The 20,060-nt window shown below is 58.3% G+C and carries 19 protein-coding genes; 6 read left to right on the top strand and 13 right to left on the bottom strand.

The window, feature by feature from the left end; all coding sequences use genetic code 11:
- Positions 1-23 precede the first annotated feature (23 nt).
- The 4 genes from IEX40_RS03760 to IEX40_RS03775 form a co-directional block, all read right to left on the bottom strand.
- Complete coding sequence (locus tag IEX40_RS03760) at positions 24-371, bottom strand: FKBP-type peptidyl-prolyl cis-trans isomerase (RefSeq protein ID WP_188745738.1); 348 nt, start codon at positions 369-371, stop codon at positions 24-26.
- Positions 372-1,353: 982 nt separating this feature from the next.
- A complete protein-coding gene (locus tag IEX40_RS03765; RefSeq protein WP_188745739.1) occupies positions 1,354-1,932 on the bottom strand; it encodes an NnrU family protein in 579 nt (192 codons plus the stop codon).
- A gap of 340 nt (positions 1,933-2,272) precedes the next feature.
- Positions 2,273-3,322 (bottom strand): 2Fe-2S iron-sulfur cluster-binding protein, encoded by a 1,050-nt coding sequence (locus tag IEX40_RS03770; protein ID WP_188745740.1) that lies wholly within the window; start codon positions 3,320-3,322, stop codon positions 2,273-2,275.
- 247 nt (positions 3,323-3,569) lie between these two features.
- Positions 3,570-4,595, bottom strand: coding sequence for a hypothetical protein (locus IEX40_RS03775; RefSeq protein WP_036187773.1), 1,026 nt, complete (start codon positions 4,593-4,595; stop codon positions 3,570-3,572).
- Between the two features lie 395 nt (positions 4,596-4,990).
- Here IEX40_RS03775 and IEX40_RS03780 point away from each other — a divergent pair, with 395 nt between their 5' ends.
- Together IEX40_RS03780 and IEX40_RS03785 are read left to right on the top strand one after the other, a co-directional pair.
- The gene (locus IEX40_RS03780; protein WP_188745741.1) at positions 4,991-6,769 is read left to right on the top strand and encodes a methyl-accepting chemotaxis protein; all 1,779 of its coding nucleotides are present in this window, start codon (positions 4,991-4,993) and stop codon (positions 6,767-6,769) included.
- Between the two features lie 305 nt (positions 6,770-7,074).
- Entirely contained in the window at positions 7,075-8,181 is a 1,107-nt protein-coding gene (locus IEX40_RS03785; RefSeq protein ID WP_188745742.1) for an adenosylhomocysteinase, read from the top strand.
- 61 nt (positions 8,182-8,242) lie between these two features.
- Here the strand turns inward: IEX40_RS03785 and IEX40_RS03790 are convergent, their stop codons facing one another.
- The 3 genes from IEX40_RS03790 to IEX40_RS03800 all read right to left on the bottom strand — a co-directional run bounded on the left by IEX40_RS03790 (position 8,243) and on the right by IEX40_RS03800 (position 12,184).
- Positions 8,243-9,991 carry a sensor domain-containing protein gene (locus IEX40_RS03790; protein WP_188745743.1) on the bottom strand — a complete coding sequence of 583 codons (1,749 nt, stop codon included), beginning with the start codon at positions 9,989-9,991 and terminating at the stop codon, positions 8,243-8,245.
- 261 nt (positions 9,992-10,252) lie between these two features.
- Positions 10,253-11,131, bottom strand: coding sequence for an oxygenase MpaB family protein (locus tag IEX40_RS03795; RefSeq protein WP_188745744.1), 879 nt, complete (start codon positions 11,129-11,131; stop codon positions 10,253-10,255).
- Positions 11,132-11,260: 129 nt separating this feature from the next.
- Positions 11,261-12,184, bottom strand: coding sequence for a dienelactone hydrolase family protein (locus tag IEX40_RS03800; RefSeq protein ID WP_188745745.1), 924 nt, complete (start codon positions 12,182-12,184; stop codon positions 11,261-11,263).
- 173 nt (positions 12,185-12,357) lie between these two features.
- On the opposite strand from IEX40_RS03800, the gene IEX40_RS03805 reads away from it, so the two are divergent.
- The gene (locus tag IEX40_RS03805; protein WP_188745746.1) at positions 12,358-12,732 is read left to right on the top strand and encodes a DOPA 4,5-dioxygenase family protein; all 375 of its coding nucleotides are present in this window, start codon (positions 12,358-12,360) and stop codon (positions 12,730-12,732) included.
- Positions 12,733-12,820: 88 nt separating this feature from the next.
- Here the strand turns inward: IEX40_RS03805 and IEX40_RS03810 are convergent, their stop codons facing one another.
- The 6 genes from IEX40_RS03810 to IEX40_RS03835 form a co-directional block, all read right to left on the bottom strand.
- Positions 12,821-13,117: an antibiotic biosynthesis monooxygenase gene (locus IEX40_RS03810; RefSeq protein ID WP_188745747.1), complete on the bottom strand. Its 297-nt coding sequence runs from the start codon at positions 13,115-13,117 to the stop codon at positions 12,821-12,823.
- Between the two features lie 162 nt (positions 13,118-13,279).
- Positions 13,280-13,774, bottom strand: coding sequence for a universal stress protein (locus tag IEX40_RS03815; RefSeq protein WP_188745748.1), 495 nt, complete (start codon positions 13,772-13,774; stop codon positions 13,280-13,282).
- Between the two features lie 63 nt (positions 13,775-13,837).
- Positions 13,838-15,166: a TRAP transporter large permease gene (locus tag IEX40_RS03820; RefSeq protein ID WP_188745749.1), complete on the bottom strand. Its 1,329-nt coding sequence runs from the start codon at positions 15,164-15,166 to the stop codon at positions 13,838-13,840.
- 19 nt (positions 15,167-15,185) lie between these two features.
- Complete coding sequence (locus tag IEX40_RS03825) at positions 15,186-15,701, bottom strand: TRAP transporter small permease (protein WP_188745750.1); 516 nt, start codon at positions 15,699-15,701, stop codon at positions 15,186-15,188.
- A 12-nt stretch (positions 15,702-15,713) separates the two neighbouring features.
- A complete protein-coding gene (locus IEX40_RS03830; protein WP_188745751.1) occupies positions 15,714-16,754 on the bottom strand; it encodes a TRAP transporter substrate-binding protein in 1,041 nt (346 codons plus the stop codon).
- Between the two features lie 104 nt (positions 16,755-16,858).
- Positions 16,859-17,245: a 5-carboxymethyl-2-hydroxymuconate Delta-isomerase gene (locus tag IEX40_RS03835; RefSeq protein ID WP_188745752.1), complete on the bottom strand. Its 387-nt coding sequence runs from the start codon at positions 17,243-17,245 to the stop codon at positions 16,859-16,861.
- Positions 17,246-17,690: 445 nt separating this feature from the next.
- On the opposite strand from IEX40_RS03835, the gene hpaH reads away from it, so the two are divergent.
- From hpaH to IEX40_RS03850, 3 genes are read left to right on the top strand one after another with little or no spacing between them, the layout of a single operon-like run.
- On the top strand, positions 17,691-18,494 hold the full coding sequence (hpaH, locus tag IEX40_RS03840) for a 2-oxo-hept-4-ene-1,7-dioate hydratase (protein WP_188745753.1): 804 nt from the start codon (positions 17,691-17,693) through the stop codon (positions 18,492-18,494).
- Positions 18,495-18,530: 36 nt separating this feature from the next.
- Positions 18,531-19,337, top strand: coding sequence for a 4-hydroxy-2-oxoheptanedioate aldolase (gene hpaI / locus IEX40_RS03845; RefSeq protein WP_188745754.1), 807 nt, complete (start codon positions 18,531-18,533; stop codon positions 19,335-19,337).
- 53 nt (positions 19,338-19,390) lie between these two features.
- On the top strand, positions 19,391-20,059 hold the full coding sequence (locus tag IEX40_RS03850; protein WP_188745755.1) for a fumarylacetoacetate hydrolase family protein: 669 nt from the start codon (positions 19,391-19,393) through the stop codon (positions 20,057-20,059).
- The last annotated feature ends 1 nt before the right edge of the window (position 20,060 follow it).

Here is a 20,060-nt window from a genome sequence, read left to right on the forward strand (position 1 = left end):
CCTGCCTCCTGTCTGGGTGCAATTTATTCCCGATTCAGCGCTTCCAGCAGTTCAATTTCAAATATCAGATTTGAATTTGGCGGAATTTTCTCACCAAAGCCGCGCTCGCCATAACCCATCTCCGCAGGCACCAGCAGTTTCCGTTTGCCGCCCACCTTCATGCCTGTGAGCCCTTCGACCCAAGCAACGATCACTTTCTTGCGGCTTAGTACCGTCTGAAACGGCTGACCTCTGTCGTACGAAGAATCAAACTCAGTTCCATCCGCCAGATAGCCGCGATAGTGAGCCGTGATTAAGGCGCCGCCCTTTTTCACTTCAGTACCCGTGCCTTCAATCAGATCTTCAACTACCAATTGTTCAAATTCAGCCATGCGTTTCCCTTTGAGTATCGATAGCTTTTACATCACGGCATTCAGTAACGCCTAGTTAGAGGTATCAATGAGCAGCACAAGAGATTTGTGCCCTACCCCGAAATTTAACACGCCTGTTGTCTCTTCGAAGTCGCCTGCCGGCACGTCGTAATTCTTACCAGCATTCACTCTGGGGCTTTTAATCTGTCCAGGAACGCAGGGACGATTCAGGGTATTCCAGAGCCGAGGCCTGCTGTTCATTGGATACCGGCAATACCGCACTCCGGGAAGCCTGGGCCAGAGGCAAGACCTGACCCTATTAGCTTCTTGAACCTGCTCTGTCGAAGGCTGTATCTATACTTTAACGTACCTGCGACCTATTCGTTCAATGGCCGGGTACATGCCGGCGGGAAAACCTAAAGACTGTAATCGGGGGTTAAACATATGAGCACCAGCCTTACCGATGTACTGCACATACTAATCCAATGGCAGTGCACGCCAAATCAGGCGCTCGCTATTCTGAAGCTAGATCCTGACCAGCCATTTCCCCAAGTCCTCAGTGAGGAACAATGTGAGCGTGTGACTTTCTTACTCAATATCCACTCAGACCTCAGCACAATCTTCGACGACCCCGAGGACGTGTACGGTTACATGTCGAGCCCTCACGACGATCCATATTACGAAGGAAAATCCCCCCTGGAACTGATCAGCACTGGAGATTTAACCGTGTTCGAACGTGTCTGCTGGCATATAGATGCGATGAGAGTGCTCTGACGGCGTATAGCTTAACAAGTAAAAGATTCATGTGCTGGCCTTGAGCTTTAAGCCGAGAAATCTAAGCAAAAGGCAAGGCCTGTCCCCATTGCCCTCACCAAACAAGCACCATTAATGATGCTGAGCTTGGCCAACAGGTGAAAGGTTACTTCGGGTACTCTGACCCCGAATGCTCCAGACCCCGAATGCTCCACCATGAAGGCGTCTGCACCCAGGGTCACCGGGAAGGCTAGCCAAAAGGACGCACCCCGATCAACCATTCATGCAGAACAACGGCAAAGGCACCATAGAACGCCAGGCCGACGACCACCGCGATCAGGTCGCGTTGAGCGCTGATGGCTGTGTAAGTCACCCCCTCCGCCCGATCACGGCGACGAGCAACAGCATAATAGAGTATGGCCCAGGCCAAGAAGCTGCCGAACAGCAGAATGTCAGCCACTGTGCCGTTGCTGAGCAGGTGGGCGAACGCCCAGACCTTCACGCCCAACACCATGGGGTGGCCCAGCTTGGCCTTTATATAGGTGCCTGGCACATAGGCCGCAGTGACGAGGATAAACACTGGAACCAATAAGAGAGCGGTGAGGTGCCGAGTCCAGTCCGGCGACACCCAAACCCAGGTCGGTGTGTAGCGCGCCTCCCCGTAACCCCAGATGATCAGCACGAAACCGACGAGTGAGATAACGCTGTAAAGGCCTTTCCAGGGGATAAGGCCCATGGACCGGACAGCGCTTTCCCGCAAACCAGGCGCCACGATGCGTGTGGAATGCATACCGAGAAACACAACAAGACCGAGGATTAGGATGGCCATGACGACTCCTTGTTATCATGAAGGTCGAGTGTCCCAGCTTAGAGCACTGATCGATAGCTGTATACGGTCATCAGCCAGGGCGGCACGGCGGTCTACGTCCCGCCCTGATTTCAGTTGACCCTCTCGTCCAGGCGACTGTCAGCGTATCGTGCGAAGTGGCCACAGCGCCAGCCACCAACCTGATCGGTCCGTTCCCGCGCTAACGCTCAAATTCAACGCCGCGGAAATTGGCAAACTTCTGGCGAGTCTTATTCAGACTACCGATACCAGTGGCAACCGCATGACCAATTTGGGCACTGGATTCAACCGCTTGCTGTTTGACAGGCTATGAGCAAGCGCCTCAGCCGCCCATCAGTCTCTCCCCCGCCGGCACTTCCGGCAGCGCCTGATCGAAAAACCCTTCGGTATGGATCATCTCGTCGCGAGCACCCTGTGCCTTGGCGGCGGCAGTGCAATCGACCACGAACTCGGGGCTGCCGGCGATGTAGATCGCGTGGCCGGTCAGGTCCGGGTACTGCCGCGCCAGCAGCTGTGGGATACGGCCGTGCAGCATTCCCTCCTTTTGTTCGCGGGTCAGGGTGGGGATAAATTTAAAGCGGCGGTGGCGCAGGTTCCACAACTCCAGCAGACCTCGGTCGTAGATGTCGGCTTCGGTCTGGGCCGAGAACATCAGATGCACCGGTTTGTTGAAACCTCTGCGCAGGGCGGCGTCGGTCAAGGCCAGGATCGGCGCCAGCCCGGTACCGGCGGCGAGGCAGAGCACCGGTGCGTCGGTGGCCGGATCGCCGATAAAGGTGCCGTAGGGGCCGGACAGGCTGAGCATGCTGCCGGGATGCAGGCTGTCATGTACCCAGTTGCTGGTAGCACCGTCGGGCACCCGGGTGATCTGCAGAATGATCTCGCCGTTGTTGCTCGGTGCGTTGGCGATGGAGTAGGAGCGCGGCGGAACGGTGCGCTCGATATTGCTCAGCTGCACGTACTGGCCGGGCCAGTAGCGCAGGGTTTCGCCGATCGGGCGGATACGCAGTTCGACGATACGTGGCGTACGCTCGATGCGGTCGACAACGACACAGCGCACGTTCTCGCGCGGCGGAAACAGCTTCGGCTTGGCGTCCTCGGTGCCCCATTCGATCTCCAGCACCTCGCCCAGCGGCTTGGCCATGCACATCAGGCCGTAGCCCTCGTCACGTTCCGCCTGCGACAGCGCCATGTCCAGCACCATGCCCTGGTCGAACTCGCCGCTACGCACGCGCACCTTGCACTCGCCGCAGGCACCGGCGCGGCAGTTGTTGGGCAGGGCGTATCCGGCACGCTCCAGCGCCGCCAGTACGGTATCGCCCGCGGTTACATCCACTTCTTTGCCTGAGGGGTAGAGTCGTACTCGCGTCATGGTACCCATCCTGATCTATTCAATTCTTGTTGGGCACCTTTAAAAACCTACTGCGCGAATTGTGGGCTGCGTTGCGCGGTGCTCGGAATCCTCATGTATAACCCATACACTGCGGTTCCTGCGCGCCGTGCGCCTTGCCCACAAACCGCTCGTCACGGTTTTTCAAAGTGCCCTGTAATTCAAAGGCAGCACAAGCCGGCACCCCGGAAGGGGGTGTCGGCTTGCTTCGTGCAACGGTTACTCGCGATCAGAAGATCGGGATGATATCCGCCGAGTCCAGATCGGCCTGGGTGACCTCCTGACCGGTGATATCCACTTCAGGGATCGCCGGGAACGGGGTGTCGTACTTGTCGAGCACCGCCTTCAGGTTCAGCATCGCCGCGCGCCAGTTGTCCTTCTTGGCATCGAACGAGGGCACACCGAAACCGGCCTGACGGGCGATCTCTTCCGCTTCACGCTGGGTGGCGATGAAATCTTCCGGCAGGTCCCAGAACTCCGCTGGCGGCTCGAACAGCACCGCGGAGAGGAACAGGTAACCGGCGCGGATCTGCTTGGTGATGATCGACTTCTCTTCGGCGGACAGCTTCGGATAGTCGCGCTCCATCAGCGACAGGCAGATCGCCATGTGGCGGCCTTCGTCGCGGCCGATGTTGCGGAACGCTTCCTGGAACACCAGCTCTTCGCAGCTCTGCGACATCTGCTTGAAGATGGTTGCCGCAGCGATCTCTCCCATCAGGAAGGAGCTGAACAGTACCGCCAGGCTGTACTTCGGCACCGCCTGCTTGTAGCCGTTCCAGTAGCGACCGCCGTTGTAGTAGAGCCAGCGGGCGTTTTTCTGCAGGCGACGGCCCAGTTCGGTCTTCGGTTCGTACTCCAGCGGGCTCGGCGATTCGAGCAGTTTGGTGATCGCCAGGCCGCACATCTGTTCGTGGTTCTGCTCGTCGCGGGTCACGGAGAAGAAGCAGCGACGGATGGCGTCCTCTTCGTGGCACTCGTAGGTCTTGATGAACGCTTCGGCGAATACCGGCGGTGCAGAGGCATCAAATACGGAGAGCAGGGTCCACCAGTAGGCGATCGCTTCACGCTCTTCCCAGCTGTAGCTGGAGACGTCGAAGGTATCCCAGGGCAGGTCTTTCGGATTCCACGCTTCGCGCAGTGATGCGTCCCAGATCTCCTCTACCTTGGAGGATTTGGTCTCCCAGCGCAGCGGGTAGATGTTCGGCTGCGGCGTCTCGGGCGGGAACTCCATCTTGTCGGCGATTTTATCGTGCATCTCTTACACCTCTTCTAGTCGTTATGGTGATGAACGTGTTCGAAGAGTAGATTTAGTGACACACAAAAACAACTATATATTTTTATTACGTATCATTTTATAAATAACACCAAACTGATTCAACCTCTTGTTTTGCTTATATTTACCTATTTGATACAGCCGTTTAGCGCGCCGAAAAACCACACTCTACATTGACACAGATCAAAATATTTCATATCAATTAGCGTAACAGATTAACGAAGCCAGACTGACACTAACACGACCGGCGTAACCATCTGTCAACAACTGTGAAAGGTTGTGAAGAGTTGTTCGGCGCTACTGCTAATGCAGGGCGCGGCGAATAAAATCCCGACTGGGCTCCGCCACCCCAACGAATAATAAGACAGGAGTTTTCCATGGCTGCATCGGAAACAGAGAAGTCGATCTCCAGCCCCTCCCATACCCGCACCAAGCTGTTTCTGATGCTGTTGTTGCCCAGCCTGCCAGGCTTGGCCCTGCTCGCGCTGATCATCTATCTCAGCGTCGAGGCAGGCCCGGGAACAGAGCCGCAGCTGAGTACGCTGATACCCGCCAGCCTGGTGATTGCGGCACTGATTCCGCTGTCGCTGATCCTCAGCTACACCCTCCTCAACCGCTCCTTTTTACGGCGCGTGTTCGAGATCAAGCAGACCTTCGAGGAGATCAAAAACCGCCAGGGCGATATCTCCGCCAGCCTGCCGGTGAAGGGCGAGGACGAGATCGGCCGGTTGGGCATGGCGTACAACGACTTTGCCCAGTCGCTGAAACGGATGATCGCCCAGTCCCGCCAGCGTAGCGTCAACGTATCCCTCGGCGCTGCACAGTTGCAGAGCATCATCCAGCGGGTCCACCGGGCCGCGGAGCAGCAATCGAGCCAGGCCAGCCTGGTGTTCCAGGCCAGTGAGGAGGCCACCCAGGCGATTAACGAGATCGCCAGCCATACCCAGATGATTGCGCAGCGAAACGAGCACAACCTGCAGGAGATCAACGCCTCCAACGGCGAGCTGTCCCGTATCCAGGATCAGGTCACAGCGATTGGCGAGGAGGTATCCCGTTTTCAGCAGATCGTCGCCCGGCTGTCGGAAAATTCCGGTGAGGTGATCGATGTGCTGGCGATGGTGCAGGGGTTCTCCGAACAGACCAACCTGCTGGCGCTGAACGCCTCCATCGAGGCGGCCCGAGCCGGTGAGGCCGGGCGCGGCTTTGCCGTTGTCGCCGACGAGGTGCGCAACCTGTCGCTGAAAGTCAGCGAGGCAACGCAGAGGATCGATCGCAGCATCGCGGAGATGACCTCGCTGGTGGAGAGTACCCGCACAGGCTCGAACAACATCATGAGCCATGTGCGTGATACCGATACCTTCATCAGCACGACCCACGGCAAGTTCTCCGAGCTGTTACACGATTTCGATGCCCTGCACAACCAGCTCGGCGAGATCAGCGCGGCGGTAGAACAGCTCTCCTACGCCAACAGCGCCACTCATGACAACATCTCGTCGATCAATCAGCTGTCGGACAGTATCCGCGACGAGATCGAGATCTCCGCTCGCCACTCCCGCACGCTGGAGGAGGCAACCGAGGAGATGCAGGAGCTGCTGTCCAACTTCCGTATCGGCTTCGGTGGCTTCGAGGATATCATCAGCACCTCCCGCAACTGGGCCCGGGAGGTAGAGCAGCAGCTACAGACGCTCGCCAAAGAGGGGCACGACCTGTTCGATCACAACTACCGCCGCACCAATCCGAACCAGCTGCCGGAGAAATACGACACCCGCTATGTGGACGCCTATGAGCGTGCACTGCAACCCCTGTTCGACAGGTTCATTGAGCAGCGTCCGGAGTTCATGATCGCTTCGGCATTCGATATCAACGGCTATTTGCCGGCACACAACGCCAAGGTGTCGCGGCCAATGACCGGCGATTTCAATACTGACAACGCGCTCAGCCGCCACCGCCGCCTCTATGCCGCCAACCGAGCCGAGAAGCGCCGTGCCACCAACACTGCGCCCTTCCTGTTGCAGACCTTCATCCGCGACACCGGCGAGATCCTCAACTCGATCTCGGTACCGCTCTATATCGGCGGCCGCCACTGGGGCAACTTCTGTACCGGCTTCCTGCCTGAGCGGTTACTGGAGATCGACGCCGAACGCAGCGCCCGCTGACCCGGTTCTGAAATAGCGGGCTGGTGACACCCTGAGCACCGCCCGCGCCCCCACAATACCCCTTCCCTCACCCTATCCCGACAACGCGGCTACTTATTGGCCGAGTTATCTATCTCCCGCATCTCCCCTGTGCATAACATTACGCAGCGGACGTCTATGGCTGATGTGTGGGTGTTTTGTCGGTGGCATGAGTCAAAACCGAGAATACTGATCAGAAGGAATAGCGTAGTTTAAACAGCCTGTGCACGAAACGCGGTTTCCGCACACAAGCATATGTTTTCATTACAGAAACAAGGAGTACGTTTATGAACCCGCTATTTCTCAAGGGTGCTAACTTCTTCGAAGCGATCGAGCCCCCCAGGCAGCCCCGACTGCACCTTGCGGTGGTAAGCCATCTTCTCAAGGGAGTGCCGCTTTACCTGGAAACATTGCAGCGAGTGGCCCATGTCGATGTGGTGTTTCCCAAACCGAAGAGCGTCAGCCATGAAACTCTGGAGCACCTGGGCGAGCGCTTTCAGATCCTGATCAAGAACCGTAACCAGCTCAGCTCCCCCGAAGTGGTGGCGGCCATTCTGAATGACTACGTACGCGACGGGGAGCTGATCCTGATCGACGTTGGCGGCTACTTTGCCGAGGCCCTGCCCGACCTGATCGATCGCTTGCGGATCCCGCTCAAGGGAATCGTCGAAGTGACCGAGAACGGCCACCAACGATATGCCGCCAAGTCCGAGCTACCGGTGCCGGTTATGTCGGTTGCACGCAGTCCGCTGAAGAGCCCGGAGGACTATTTGACCGGCCAGTCGATCGTCTACTCATCGGAGGTGCTGATGCGCCAGTGTCACCACATTCTCAACGGTGGTAATGCGGTGGTATTCGGTTACGGCAAGATCGGCAGCTCCATCGCCAAGGCACTGCATTCGAAAAACATCAACACCAAGATCGTGGAGATCGACCCGATACGCGCGATCGAGGCACGCTCCCAGGGCTTCGATCTACTGACCAAGGATGATGCCCTGCAGACCAGCGATATCATCTATTGTGCAACAGGGAATCAATCGTTGTGTGCCAACGACTTCTCGCTGGTGAAGAACGGCGCGTTCATCTTCTCCGTCACTTCATTCGACGACGAGATGGAGCTGCCGCGGGCCAACAGCAGTTACAGTGTCTACCCGGTCACAGAGCACATACAGCGCTACGAGCGCCTGGGTCAGTACTACTATCTGGCCAATCGCGGCAACGCGATCAACTTTATCCACAATGCGGAGGTGGGTCCGTATATTTTCCTGGTGCAGGGGGAGTGTATTCAGGCGGTGCACTATCTGAGCAGTCACGAACTACCTGCAGGGCTGCACGAACTGCCGGTTGAGGAGAGGCGGCGATTGGCCCACAGCTGGCTAGCCCACTTCGGCTAAAACAGCCGGCCAATCCGCCCAGCCAGTCGGGTGAAGGGGGTGAGCATGAAACTCACCACCTTCACAACTTCTGATTCTGACCCACGTGCAGGTGGTAGAGGCAGCAGCGATTACGCCCCGTGCGCTTGGCCTGATACATCGCCAGATCGGCTTTGTTGACGAGATCATCCACATCCATACCATCCGTCGGGTAGAAGCTGACGCCAAAGCTGGCGGAGAGATGCACCTCCTGATCCCTGACCCGGAACTCGGTCTCGAAACTGGCAAGCAGCTTATCGACGATGATATTGACCGTATCCATGTCAGGCAGATCATCGATCAGCAACAGGAACTCATCCCCGCCCAAGCGCGCCAGGGTATCGACCTTCCTGACATGTTGGCTCAACCGATGGCCGATCTGCTGCAACAACGCGTCGCCCAATTCATGTCCGCAGCTGTCATTTACCGCCTTGAACCCGTCCAGATCGATAAATACGGTCGCCAGCAGGTTTCGATTGCGCTGCGCCTTCTGGATCGCATGCTCCATTCGAGCGCGCATCAGCAACCGGTTGGGCAGGCCGGTCAGCGGATCCTTGCAGGCTTTCTGGACCAACTCCTGCTCCAGCTCTTTCTGCTCGCTGATATCGGTCAACGTCAGCACAAAACTGCTCACCTGACGCTGCGCGTTCATGACGGCATTCAAGGTACCGATGTAGGGCCACTGCCCGCCCTGCCGGTCACGCCCTATCAGCTCACCGCGCCAGGACTCCTGCTGTAGCAGGAAATCGCTGAAAGCGTGTGTCTCATCAACATCGGAGATAAGTTGATCCAGCCGGGCACCCGCCATCTGCTCCTCGGTGTAATCGAACGCCTGGTGTGCGGATCGGTTGGCCGACAGCACCTGGCCTTCCGGACTCAGAATAAAACAGCAGTCGGAGGTAGTTTCAAAGACCAGCGCCGCCTGCTGCATCCGCTCGGCAGCCAGGCGTTCCGTTGTGACATCGCGTCCGATGCCGACCAAGCCGTCGATCTGTCCGGCATCGTTTCGAATCGGGAACTTGTACATATCCAGCAGGCGTCGATGACCGTCGTTATAGGTGACCCATTCGTCGATCCGGCAGGCTTCCCCTTTTTCGAGGGTTTTGCGATCCTGCTCCCGTATATAGGCTGCCGAGCGTGGCGACATCAAATCCTGGTCGCTACTTCCGACAATCCGCTCCTCCGGCAGGCTCACAAACTTCTCGAATGCCTGGTTGCAGTACTGGTATACGCCCTCTGCATTTTTGATGAAGATGAAATCGGGAATGGCATTGATCACCATCTGTAGCAGTTTGCGCTCATAGGCCAGACTGGCCTGTGCGAACGTCAGATCGGTCATATCGCGGGCAACGACGATTGCGTTACGGGTTGGGGCCGAAGCGCCAGGAAATGGGGTAAGGGTGCAATCGAGGTAGCGGATATCGCCGGTTGCATCAGGCTCCCAGATATGAAACCGGACCTGTTCGTTAACCAGCGTGCTGTGCAATCCGGAGCGGACGCGTTTGAAGAAACTGGTATCGTCGTGCAGGTCGTCGATACTCCGGCCGATCAACTCGTCTCTGGTATTGCCGAAAAAGCTGGCATAGCCCTTACTCACGGCGCGGTAGTTCCGCTCCTCATCGATAACCGCGATCAGATCGGAGATGCTGGACAACAGCCCTGAGATCTCCTCCTCAGAGGTCCCCCACAGAATCGACTCCATCAACTCCTCATCCGCAGTCCGTTTGACCGACATCCTGTCTATTAGCCCCGGGAAACCAGTCCAACTCAATATCTGAATAATGTCATCCATAACGCCGTCCCTGGATACTTAAGTGATTAAGTGGCCGGTATCCAATACGCAGCCACATGCTTCGGTAATTCCCTCAATTCAGCGCTGTCCTCGGCAGAGGTCCAGTAGGTCAAACCCTTTCCATTTACCGAGAATATGAATAATAGACCGTTAGCGCCGACAATCATAATTCAGGCTTACGACACCTGCATCCCGGCTTCATGCACATTTCGCCTAATCAGGATGATCACGGAGGAAGTCGTTGAACTGCGACCCGTCAAACTACCTGGATGGGTCGCGGCGCACCCGCCGCCGCGCCCTATGCGAAGCGCCGTTGCGGATCGACCAGCGCAGGGTCGGCACCAGCAGGTGCATCGAGGAGCGGATCAACAGTCTATGTACCGTTGACAGCCGCTGCCCGGCCATCGCCTGCGCCCACCCCGGTAACAGATCGATTCCAGCCCGTGTCATCAGATAGCCGACCGGGCGCGTCATTCGATTGGGGCTCGGTGCGTTCAGCAGCAGCCGGAGTACCTCAGCGGTACGCTTGTCGAAAACAAGCTGGGGACGCATTGCGTCGATATAGTTTTCCACCTGCCGACGACTTCGGGGCACATTTTCGGCACCGAGCGCCTCGGCAACCAGCGCGACCTCATCGAAATAGCGGTCCTGCTCCTTGTCGCTCATATCGGGATTGCAGTAACGCATATAGGAGGCCAGGAAACTGCTGACCTCGGCCACATGCACCCAGGTAAGCAGTTCCGGATCGCTCGCGCTGTAGAGCCTGCCATCGGGCGATTGTCCCGTTATGCGGCTGTGGATATCACGCACCCGTACAATTAGCCCTTGCGCATCTTCGGTGGCGGCGAAGGTGGTACCTGCGATGAACTGGCTGGTGCGTCGGAGTCGACCCAGCATATCGTCACGGAAGTTGGAGTGATCCCAGACGCCGGCCAGCGCCAGCGGGTGCATCATCTGCAACATCAACGCCCCGATTCCGCCACAGAGCATGGAGGGGAAATCGGCGTGAACCCGCCAGCAGACACTGTCCGGTCCGAACAAACCAGGATCTCCCGCGGGTTGCTCGTAGTCGATGGTATTCAGTGCCAACCCGGAGATACTGAAGATTTGTCGCTCGATACGCTGTCTTATGCTGTTCATGATGGGACCTTCATACAGATCCCAATAGTGTGCCCCAATGCGGTCCACCACCCAACACCGACCTGTCATCGGTGCGGGTGGGACACAATCGCGGCGAGCTACGCCACCAGCGCCAGTGAGTTGAGCGGATCAAGCCAGATGCTGACCGAAGAACTCCAGGGTTCGCTGCCAGGCCAGTTCGGCGCTGGCCTGGTCATAACGGGCCGTCGAATCGTTATGGAAGCCGTGATTGACCTCAGGATAGGTATAGGCGGTGTACTCCGCCTTGGCAGCTTTCAGTGCGGCCTCATAATCCGGCCAAGTGCCGTTTACGCGGGTGTCCAGACCGGCGAAATGCAGTTGCAGCACGGCCTTGATATTGGTGATATCCGCTTGCGGCGGCGTACCGTAATAGGGCACTGCGGCAGCGATATCCGCCCCCAGCAACGCCGCCAACTGATTGCTCAAATAACCGCCGAAGCAGAAGCCGACCATGCCCAGCTTGTCGGTGGTCAGTTCATGGGCCTTGAGCATCTTGGCAGCGCCGACAAAATCCCCCTCGATCTTGCCGCGCTCCAGGGTACTCTGCATGGCACGTCCCTCATCGTCATTGCCCGGATAACCGCCCAGCGGGTAGAGCGCGTCGGGGGCGAAAGCAACATAGCCGGCCTTGGCCAGGCGCCTTGCCACATCCTTGATATAGGGGTTCAGGCCACGGTTTTCGTGTGCAACCAGAACGCCCGCCACCGGGTTTTCCGCGGTCACACCGCTGGGTACGACCAGATATCCGCGCCCCTTGCCATGACCATCCGGTGCATCGAACTCCAGGTAGCTCGCCTTGATATCGGGATCGTTGAACGAAACCTGTTCGGCCAGCGCGTAGTTGGGCAGCAAGGCGCCGGCAACGGCGTTCAGTGTCAGCCCCGCCAACCCCAGCGTGGCCAGGCGCTGTATGAAGGTTCGACGATCGATGTCGCCGTGGGCGTATTCGTCGTACCAGTCGAACGCCTCCTGCGGAATCTTGAACGTCAATCGGGACTCGGTAGATGGTTCAGGTTTGCTGTGCGTATTCATAACCACTCCTGGTTTAGGGGACGAAATGAGACTGTTTCGCGCAACCTTCAGTTAAGCAGAGGATAAAAACTCTGCCTCCTTGCCACTACGTCGGCGGGAACGCCGCGGATCACCGCCCCTCGGTCCGGCTATGGTTTATACTGATCGTCCCTATAGAGAAGTGTGTCGCAGTGATGAATGAACAACCAGAGGTAACGGATATCCGCGGCTGGCATGCCCATGTCTATTTCGATGAGGCCAGCATTGACCAGGCTCGCGCCCTGTGTGAACAGGCCGCCGAGCAGTTCCCCGACCTGATAAAGGGGCGGGTACATGAGAAACCGGTCGGTCCCCACCCGGACTGGAGCTGTCAGTTGGCCTTTCGCGCCGAACTGTTCGAGCAGGTGATCCCCTGGCTGACATTAAACAGGGGTGGCTTGACCGTGTTCATCCACCCGATCACCGGTTTCGACCTGATCGATCATCGCGACCGCGCGATCTGGATGGGCAGCGTGCGCCCGCTCAACCTCTCCGCACTGCCGGAAACCTCGGTGGTCTACGATCTCTGAGTTTCGTCGCTTCGGAATCCGCCCGCAGGCTGACTGAAAGAACGCCCCCTACCCAGAGAAGGGAGGGGGCTTTATCGGAAAGCCTGGCCTATTTAATATCGACCACCACTTCCCCCGATACCGGATCGGTGACGCCCAGGTCGCCACCCTGATCCTCCAGCGTATCGCGAAAGCGGTCGAGAATTGCGACCATCTGCTCACGGGCCGCAACGATATCATCCATGCTGTCCCATTCGCCGACGAAGCAGTAACTGCGTTCGCCGGTCTTCACCAGCGCCGCCCTTTTCATACCCGCGAACTCCTCATCGACCTTGCGGTGCTCGTCGATGAACCTCTCTTCGCAGCCGGGTTTAACCTTCAAACGAACGATATTGAAAGCCGACATACTCACCCTCCCGATCTGCCCAAGTTCAATTGAGGGCTGTTGTGGTCGCGCTTATTCAGCACCAGCCACAACCGCCCCTCCTTCAGGGCCGATCCGGAAGCGGGTCGCCCCCTGTAGACAGTATGGAAGAGGGACTAGCGTTCTGCCCGCGACGGCCGGGGATCAATCCTCGCCCGTCAGCGGTACGATCAGTACCGGACGCTTGCTGTTGTACATCACCCGGTTCGGTGTCGAACCGAGCAGGAACTTCTCCATCGCGGTGTGGTGGCGTACCCCCATCACAATCACGTCGGCGTCGATCTCGTCGGCAACCTTGAGAATCACGCGCCAGGGTGTACCCTCCTCGACCCTCGCGGTCACCTGCGACGGATCCATGATCTCGTTGCCTTCCAGCTCCGATTCACAGAAGCGTTCGATCCGCTCCTTGACCTTGCGCTGCAGGTTCTCGATCCCCTCGCGCTGACACCCCTCGATCTCCTCCTCATCGAGGATATTGCGGAGCTGGTTCTGCGCCGAAGCCGGCAGGGACTCGATCACGTGCAGATAGGTGATCTCGGAGTGGTAGTGACCACACAGACTCACCGCACGGCGAAACGCGGGCCGTGCGCCCTTCTCCAGATCGGATGCATAGAGAATCTTCTTTACGTCAGGCAGCATGCAGATGCCTCCTTAGGTTGGACCGAAGACAGGCTCCATTAGGAGCCCGTCGGTGCAGTTTGCTTATCGATAGAGCAGTTGGGGCAGGAACAGCGATATCTGGGCGAAGAAGACGATCAACGCCAGGCGCACGATATCGGCACACCAGAACGGGGTCACCCCCTTGAAGATGGTCCCTGTCTTGACGTCCCGCAGTACGGCACTTAGCACAAACACGTTCATCCCCACCGGCGGCGTTATCAGGCTGATTTCGGTGACCACGACGACGACGATACCGAACCAGACCAGGTCGAAGCCCAGGTTCGCCACCAGCGGGTAGAACACCGGCACGGTCAGCAGCATCATCGACAGGCTCTCGAACACCATACCGAGCACGATATAGATCGCCAGAATCACCAGGATCACCATGATGGGCGTCACCTCGAGACCGGTCACCAGGCTCAGCAGTGCATCCGGCAGGCCCGCGCGGTTGATAAAGTCGGAGAAGATCAGCGCACCAATCACCACACCGAACAGCATGGCTGAAGTGCGTGCCGTATCGGTCAGTGTATCGAACAGAATCGCCAGGCTGAGACGACGGCGGGCCAGAGCGATGATGAACGCGCCGCCAGCACCGATACCGGCTGCCTCGGTCGGGGTGAAGATACCAAGGTAGATGCCGCCCATCACCACGGTGAACAGTACCAGCACACCCCAAACACCTTTCAGTGCCTGCAGACGCTCCGGCCAGGCCATCTTGTCACCGGCCGGACCATGTTCGGGATTACGCCAGACCACGTAACGCACCGCGGCCAGGTAGAGCAGGATACCGAGCATGCCGGGGATGAAACCGGCCGCGAACAGCTCGCGGATACTGGATTCGGTCAACAGACCGTAGATCACCAGGATCACGCTGGGCGGAATCAGGATACCCAGGGTGCCGCCGGCCGCGATCGACGCCGCCGCCAGTCCATCCGAGTAGCCATACTTGCGCATCGGCGGCATCGCCACCCGTGCCATGGTGGCGGACGTGGCCAAACTAGAGCCGCAGATCGCGGAGAAGCCACCACAGGCCACCACGGTCGCCATCGACAGACCGCCCTTGCGGTGGCCGAGGAAGGCGTTGGATACATGGTACAGCTCCTGCGACAGGCCGGAGCGGGTGACCAGGTTACCCATCAGAATGAACAGCGGAATTACCGACAGGCTGTACTCCTGCACCGTATCGATGACACGGTAGGAGGCCATGGAGAGCACACCGCTCCAGCGGAAATCCGTCAGATTACCGAACTCCAGTCCCTGAAGTGCGGCGAAGCCAAAGAAGCCAACCAGTCCCATAGCGAACGCGATCGGCATGCGAACGACAAGAATCAGCAGTAGCAGGACCGCAAATCCGAGCAGTACGACAGACATAGACTGTACCTTTTAGGACCTATTTCGGTTGGGTGGTGAGGATGCGGTAGATACCGTAGGTGATCATCCCCAGCGCCGTGAACCAGCTCATCACCGCGATATACTCGACGATATAACCGGTCGGGATACCGAGATACTCGGTCTCCACTCCGCGACGCAGCGAGCGCTCGGCCAGTTCGAAGATACGTACACCGAGGAAGTACATCGAGGTGGAGATCACCAGCGCCGCGAGCAGACCCAACGCCTTGACCACCGGGCTACCCAACACCCGATCGAGAATATCGACCACGACATGTCCACCGCGCCAGGTCACCACCGGCATCTCGGCAAACAGCATGATCGCCAGCCCGATCTCGGTCAGCTCGGTGGCACCGTCCAGGGAGTTAGCAAACAGGTAACGCCCGGTGACGTCGACACAGGTCAACAGCATCAGCGAAAACAGTACGGTTGCGGCAACTACTTCAAGGGCGAAGGCCAGCCACCTGACTGGCCCCACCTCGTCATAGTGCACATGAACCCATGCACTCAGAGACATACAGGTTACCTATCAATTCTTGCCGCTTTCGTAATCGCGGGCGATGGACCAGAGCTCATCGATAGCGGCCTTGGCATCGATACCACGATCAGCCACGCTCTCGACCCACTCCTCCTTCATGCCTTTGATCATTGAATAGAATTCACGCGCCATCGGATCGGTCTCTTTGACCTCGATCAGGTTGACGCCGGACTCCTGAGCCACCTTGTAGCCTTCGGCATCGATCGCGTCCCAAGCCTTACCGGCCATCTGCGACAGCTTCTCACCGGACACGCTGAGGATCGCCTCGCGATCTTTCGGATCCAGGTCAGCGAGGACATCGGGGTTCATGAAGATCGAGAAGCTACCCAGGTACATACCACCCGGCAGCAGGGTGACGTTCGGGGCCACTTCGTTCAGGCGCAGCGCCTTCTGCTCGCCCATCGGCAGGAACACGCCATCGATCACGCCCTGCTGCAGCATCTCGTATACCTTGGGTGCGGGTGCTGCGACCGGGGTGATACCCATGCGCTCGCCGAGCACGCTCTGTACACCGCCACCGATACGGATCTTCTTGCCCTTGATCTGCTCCCAGGAGGTGATCGGCTCCTTGGAGTGGATGTAGCCCGGGCCGTGGGTGAACATACCGATCACTTCGAGACCGGCAAACTCGTTCGACTGCTTGAAGTACTTGTCGTAGGTGCGCCAGAGCGCCACGGACGCGGCCTCAGCGCTGACACCCAGTCCCGGCTGCTCTACCGCCTGCGGCAGCTCGAAACGGCCCGGCACATACCCGTGGTAGCTGAAGCTGGCATCGATGACGCCATCCTCAACCAGTTGGAACAGGGTTTTCGGGTGACCCAGGCCATCCTGGATCTCGACCCGAACGCGACCTTCCGTCGCCTCTTCTACCCACTTCGCCCAAGTCGGCCAGACCACCGCGTTCTGCGGATTGGTCGGCGGCAGCCAGGTACCGACATGCAGTACGGTCTCGGCGAATACGCTGCTGGACAGGGTCAGTGCGCCCAGCGCGATTGCGGCTTTTGCCTTGGAAAAAAGCGTCTTGTTGATCATTGCTATCCACCTGTTTCTCTAGAGAGATTATAGTTATTTATTAACATGTTAACTTTCAACGCAACACGAAGCCGCATCGAAAGCGCTGTGCCAGTGATCTGGCGTCAGGATTTTGCGAATAGAGGATGAATGTTGTTCTTGTTGAACTTGAGTACCGGATCGAGCTCGGTCATCTCGAATGAGATCTGACAATAGCCATTGTCGGTGATCGGCTTCATCCAGTCGCAGAGGATCTCGAACACCCGCTCTGCCACCTCTTTTTTCAGCGCCATATCGCGACCATGGCCGATCTTGAGGTTCAGGTTGAGGAAGGCGAAATCGTCGCGACCGTCCGCAACGCGGAAATCATTACAGCGGATGGCGCGACTGCGTACGCCCCCGATAGGAAAGGCACCGGTTGACACGACATACTCATGCAGTGACTTGAACAGCGGCTGGAACTCCAGCTTGTCATGCAGATTTCCCGAGTACTCGACGATGAAATGGGGCATTTCAGCGGCTCCCGTGCTTGTTATAGCTATTTAGCTCTTTATAGCTCTATTGTCTTTGGGGCGCGGGCGGTCGAAATCGCCCGCTAGCGCAAAACTTAATTAACATATTAACTTTTGTCAATGAGCATGCTTGGATAATTGGTAGTGCCTGCAACCTGCCATAGCGCGAAACCGCCAGCGTCTGCGCAGTCTGCACTGCCCTTCTGGTTCCGCAGAATATTCCGACTAAGCTCTAACAATGGCGATTTGCGAACGTCTACAGGTTGACTTACTTAAGATGTTAACTAAAATGCAATTAACGGACGCTAGATGCAGCGAGACACGCCTCTCGCACAAAACTTAATAAATTAACTATTTTCGGCCAACACCACTCCCGCGGCTTCTGCAGCCACAACGCTGCGAACCCAAAGAGCGGAGCCGACACCACCAAAGGTTCAGTCCCGACATGTTGACCCAAGAGCAGATCACGACGGCCGCGGAGCGGCTCTACCAGGCTGAAGTCGAGCGTAAGCAGATCCCCGCGCTGACCCTTCAGCACCCCGAGATGACCATGGACGACGCCTATGCGATCCAGAAGGCCTGGGTCGACCGCAAGATCGAGGACGGTCGTTCGGTCATCGGCTACAAGGTGGGCCTGACCTCTCGCGCCATGCAGATGGCGGTCAACATCGATCAGCCGGACTACGGCGTCCTGCTCAACGACATGCTGTTCGAGGACGGCGCCACGCTCAAGGCGTCCGACTTCCTCGACCCGCGTATCGAGGTGGAGCTGGCGTTCATCTTGAACAAGCCGCTGTTCGGCGAAAACGTCAGCATCTTCGACGTTTACAACGCCACCGATTACGTCATTCCATCGCTGGAACTGATCGCCGCGCGCTGCATGCGTACCGACCCGGAGACCGGCTACACCCGCAAGGTGTACGACACTATCTCCGATAACGCCGCCAACGCCGGCATCATCCTCGGCGGCCGCCCGATCAAGCCGACCGAGATGGATCTGCGCTGGGCCGGTGCCGCGCTCTACCTGAATGGTCAGATCGAGGAGACCGGTCTGGCCTCCGGCGTACTCGGCCATCCGGCCAAGGGGATCAGTTGGGTGTGCAAGCGCTTCGCGCCGCACGGCGTCGGCCTAGAACCGGGCCAGATCATCCTGGCCGGCTCCTTCACCCGTCCGGTACCGGTCAAGGCCGGCGATACCATCCACGCCGACTTCGGTCCGCTCGGCGGCATCGGTCTACGCTTCGTGTAAATGAGCTTCGTATAACCGATTCAGGAGAAATCTCTGATGGAGATGCCGAAAAACCGTTTCAAGCAGGGCCTGGCCACAGGCCAGACCCAGTACGGCCTCTGGCTCGGACTGCCGGATAACAGCGCCGCCGAAATCGCCGCGGTGGCCGGGTTCGACTGGCTACTTATCGACAGCGAGCATGCGCCGTTCGACCTGCGCACCATCATGTCTCACCTGCAGGCGATCGCTCCCTATGACGTGGCGCCGATCGTGCGTCCGGTCGAGGGTGATACCGCGCTGATCAAACAGCTGCTGGATATCGGCGTGCAGACCCTGCTGGTGCCGATGGTCGAGGACGCCGAGCAGGCGAAGCAGCTGGTACGTGCCGTGCGCTATCCGCCGGCCGGCATCCGTGGCCTGGGCACCTCGCTGGCCCGCGCCGCACGCTGGAACCAGATACCCGGTTACCTGAAGAAGGCCAACGACGAGATCTGCCTGATCGTGCAGGTGGAGACCGCCAGCGCGATGGAAAACCTAGATGAGATCCTCGCCGTAGAGGGCGTCGACGGTGTCTTTATCGGCCCCTCCGACCTGTCCGCCTCCATGGGTTATATCGGCGATGCCGGTAACCCGGTGGTGGTCGAGGCGATCAACACCGGTCTGAACAAGATCCGCGCGGCCGGGAAATACGCCGGCCTCTTGTGCCTGGATCCCTCCCTGGCCGAGCACTACGTGACCCAGGGCGCCAACTTCGTCGGTGTCGGCGTCGATACCATGATCCTGGCCCAGGCGACCCGCAAACTGGCACAGCAGTTCAAGAGCGACAAGCCGGTTGAAGAGGATAAGCCCCAGGCTGGGTATTAAAAGAGAGTCTGGTTACTTAAGACAGCCAGGCGACTAAGAGACAAAGGTTGAATATGACAACGAATACTCTGGTTAACAGCAAGCTGGTCTGCGTCGCGCTGAACGACAAGGCACAGCTGGCGGCGCTGGAAAGCACCTTCAATGAAGCGCCTTACAAGAAACCGCCGACCCAGCCGGTGCTGTACTACAAGCCGCGCAACACCTGGAACCTCAACGGCGCCGAGATCGAGTGGGCCAAGGACTTCGACGGTAACGACGTACCGGCGATGGTTGTCGGCGCCAGCCTGGGCGTGGTGATCGGCAAGGAGACCTGCCGCGTATCCGTGGACGAAGCACTCGACTACGTAGCTGGTTACACCATCGTCGGCGACTTCTCCCTGCCAGAGGAGAGCTACTACCGCCCGGACATCAAGGGCAAGTGCCTGGACGGTTCTGCACCGGTCGGCCCGGAGATCGTCGCCGCGGACAAGATCGCCAACCCGGACGCACTGAGCGTCTGCATCAACGTCAACGGCGAACAGAAGAGCGTTTTTGAACTGGCCAACATGGAGCGCAGCGTTGCTGAACTGATCAGCATCATTTCACGCATCATGACCCTGCAGCCGGGCGAGATCATCGCCGTCGGCTTCGCCGGTGAGCGCGTTGCCGTTGCCAAGGGCGACAAGGTTGAAGCAAGCATCGAGGGTGTAGGCACCCTGACAAACACTCTGGGAGGTGCCTGAG

This window comes from Marinobacterium zhoushanense (assembly GCF_014641945.1).
Classification (GTDB): domain Bacteria; phylum Pseudomonadota; class Gammaproteobacteria; order Pseudomonadales; family Balneatricaceae; genus Marinobacterium_D; species Marinobacterium_D zhoushanense.

Bases quoted from the DNA above. Each gene is read 5' to 3' on its own strand.
- IEX40_RS03760 (WP_188745738.1), bottom strand. From the start codon at position 371: ATGGCTGAATTTGAACAATTGGTAGTTGAAGATCTGATTGAAGGCACG.
- IEX40_RS03765 (WP_188745739.1), bottom strand. From the start codon at position 1,932: ATGGCCATCCTAATCCTCGGTCTTGTTGTGTTTCTCGGTATGCATTCC.
- IEX40_RS03770 (WP_188745740.1), bottom strand. From the start codon at position 3,322: ATGACGCGAGTACGACTCTACCCCTCAGGCAAAGAAGTGGATGTAACC.
- IEX40_RS03775 (WP_036187773.1), bottom strand. From the start codon at position 4,595: ATGCACGATAAAATCGCCGACAAGATGGAGTTCCCGCCCGAGACGCCG.
- IEX40_RS03780 (WP_188745741.1), top strand. From the start codon at position 4,991: ATGGCTGCATCGGAAACAGAGAAGTCGATCTCCAGCCCCTCCCATACC.
- IEX40_RS03785 (WP_188745742.1), top strand. From the start codon at position 7,075: ATGAACCCGCTATTTCTCAAGGGTGCTAACTTCTTCGAAGCGATCGAG.
- IEX40_RS03790 (WP_188745743.1), bottom strand. From the start codon at position 9,991: ATGGATGACATTATTCAGATATTGAGTTGGACTGGTTTCCCGGGGCTA.
- IEX40_RS03795 (WP_188745744.1), bottom strand. From the start codon at position 11,131: ATGAACAGCATAAGACAGCGTATCGAGCGACAAATCTTCAGTATCTCC.
- IEX40_RS03800 (WP_188745745.1), bottom strand. From the start codon at position 12,184: ATGAATACGCACAGCAAACCTGAACCATCTACCGAGTCCCGATTGACG.
- IEX40_RS03805 (WP_188745746.1), top strand. From the start codon at position 12,358: ATGAATGAACAACCAGAGGTAACGGATATCCGCGGCTGGCATGCCCAT.
- IEX40_RS03810 (WP_188745747.1), bottom strand. From the start codon at position 13,117: ATGTCGGCTTTCAATATCGTTCGTTTGAAGGTTAAACCCGGCTGCGAA.
- IEX40_RS03815 (WP_188745748.1), bottom strand. From the start codon at position 13,774: ATGCTGCCTGACGTAAAGAAGATTCTCTATGCATCCGATCTGGAGAAG.
- IEX40_RS03820 (WP_188745749.1), bottom strand. From the start codon at position 15,166: ATGTCTGTCGTACTGCTCGGATTTGCGGTCCTGCTACTGCTGATTCTT.
- IEX40_RS03825 (WP_188745750.1), bottom strand. From the start codon at position 15,701: ATGTCTCTGAGTGCATGGGTTCATGTGCACTATGACGAGGTGGGGCCA.
- IEX40_RS03830 (WP_188745751.1), bottom strand. From the start codon at position 16,754: ATGATCAACAAGACGCTTTTTTCCAAGGCAAAAGCCGCAATCGCGCTG.
- IEX40_RS03835 (WP_188745752.1), bottom strand. From the start codon at position 17,245: ATGCCCCATTTCATCGTCGAGTACTCGGGAAATCTGCATGACAAGCTG.
- hpaH (WP_188745753.1), top strand. From the start codon at position 17,691: ATGTTGACCCAAGAGCAGATCACGACGGCCGCGGAGCGGCTCTACCAG.
- hpaI (WP_188745754.1), top strand. From the start codon at position 18,531: ATGGAGATGCCGAAAAACCGTTTCAAGCAGGGCCTGGCCACAGGCCAG.
- IEX40_RS03850 (WP_188745755.1), top strand. From the start codon at position 19,391: ATGACAACGAATACTCTGGTTAACAGCAAGCTGGTCTGCGTCGCGCTG.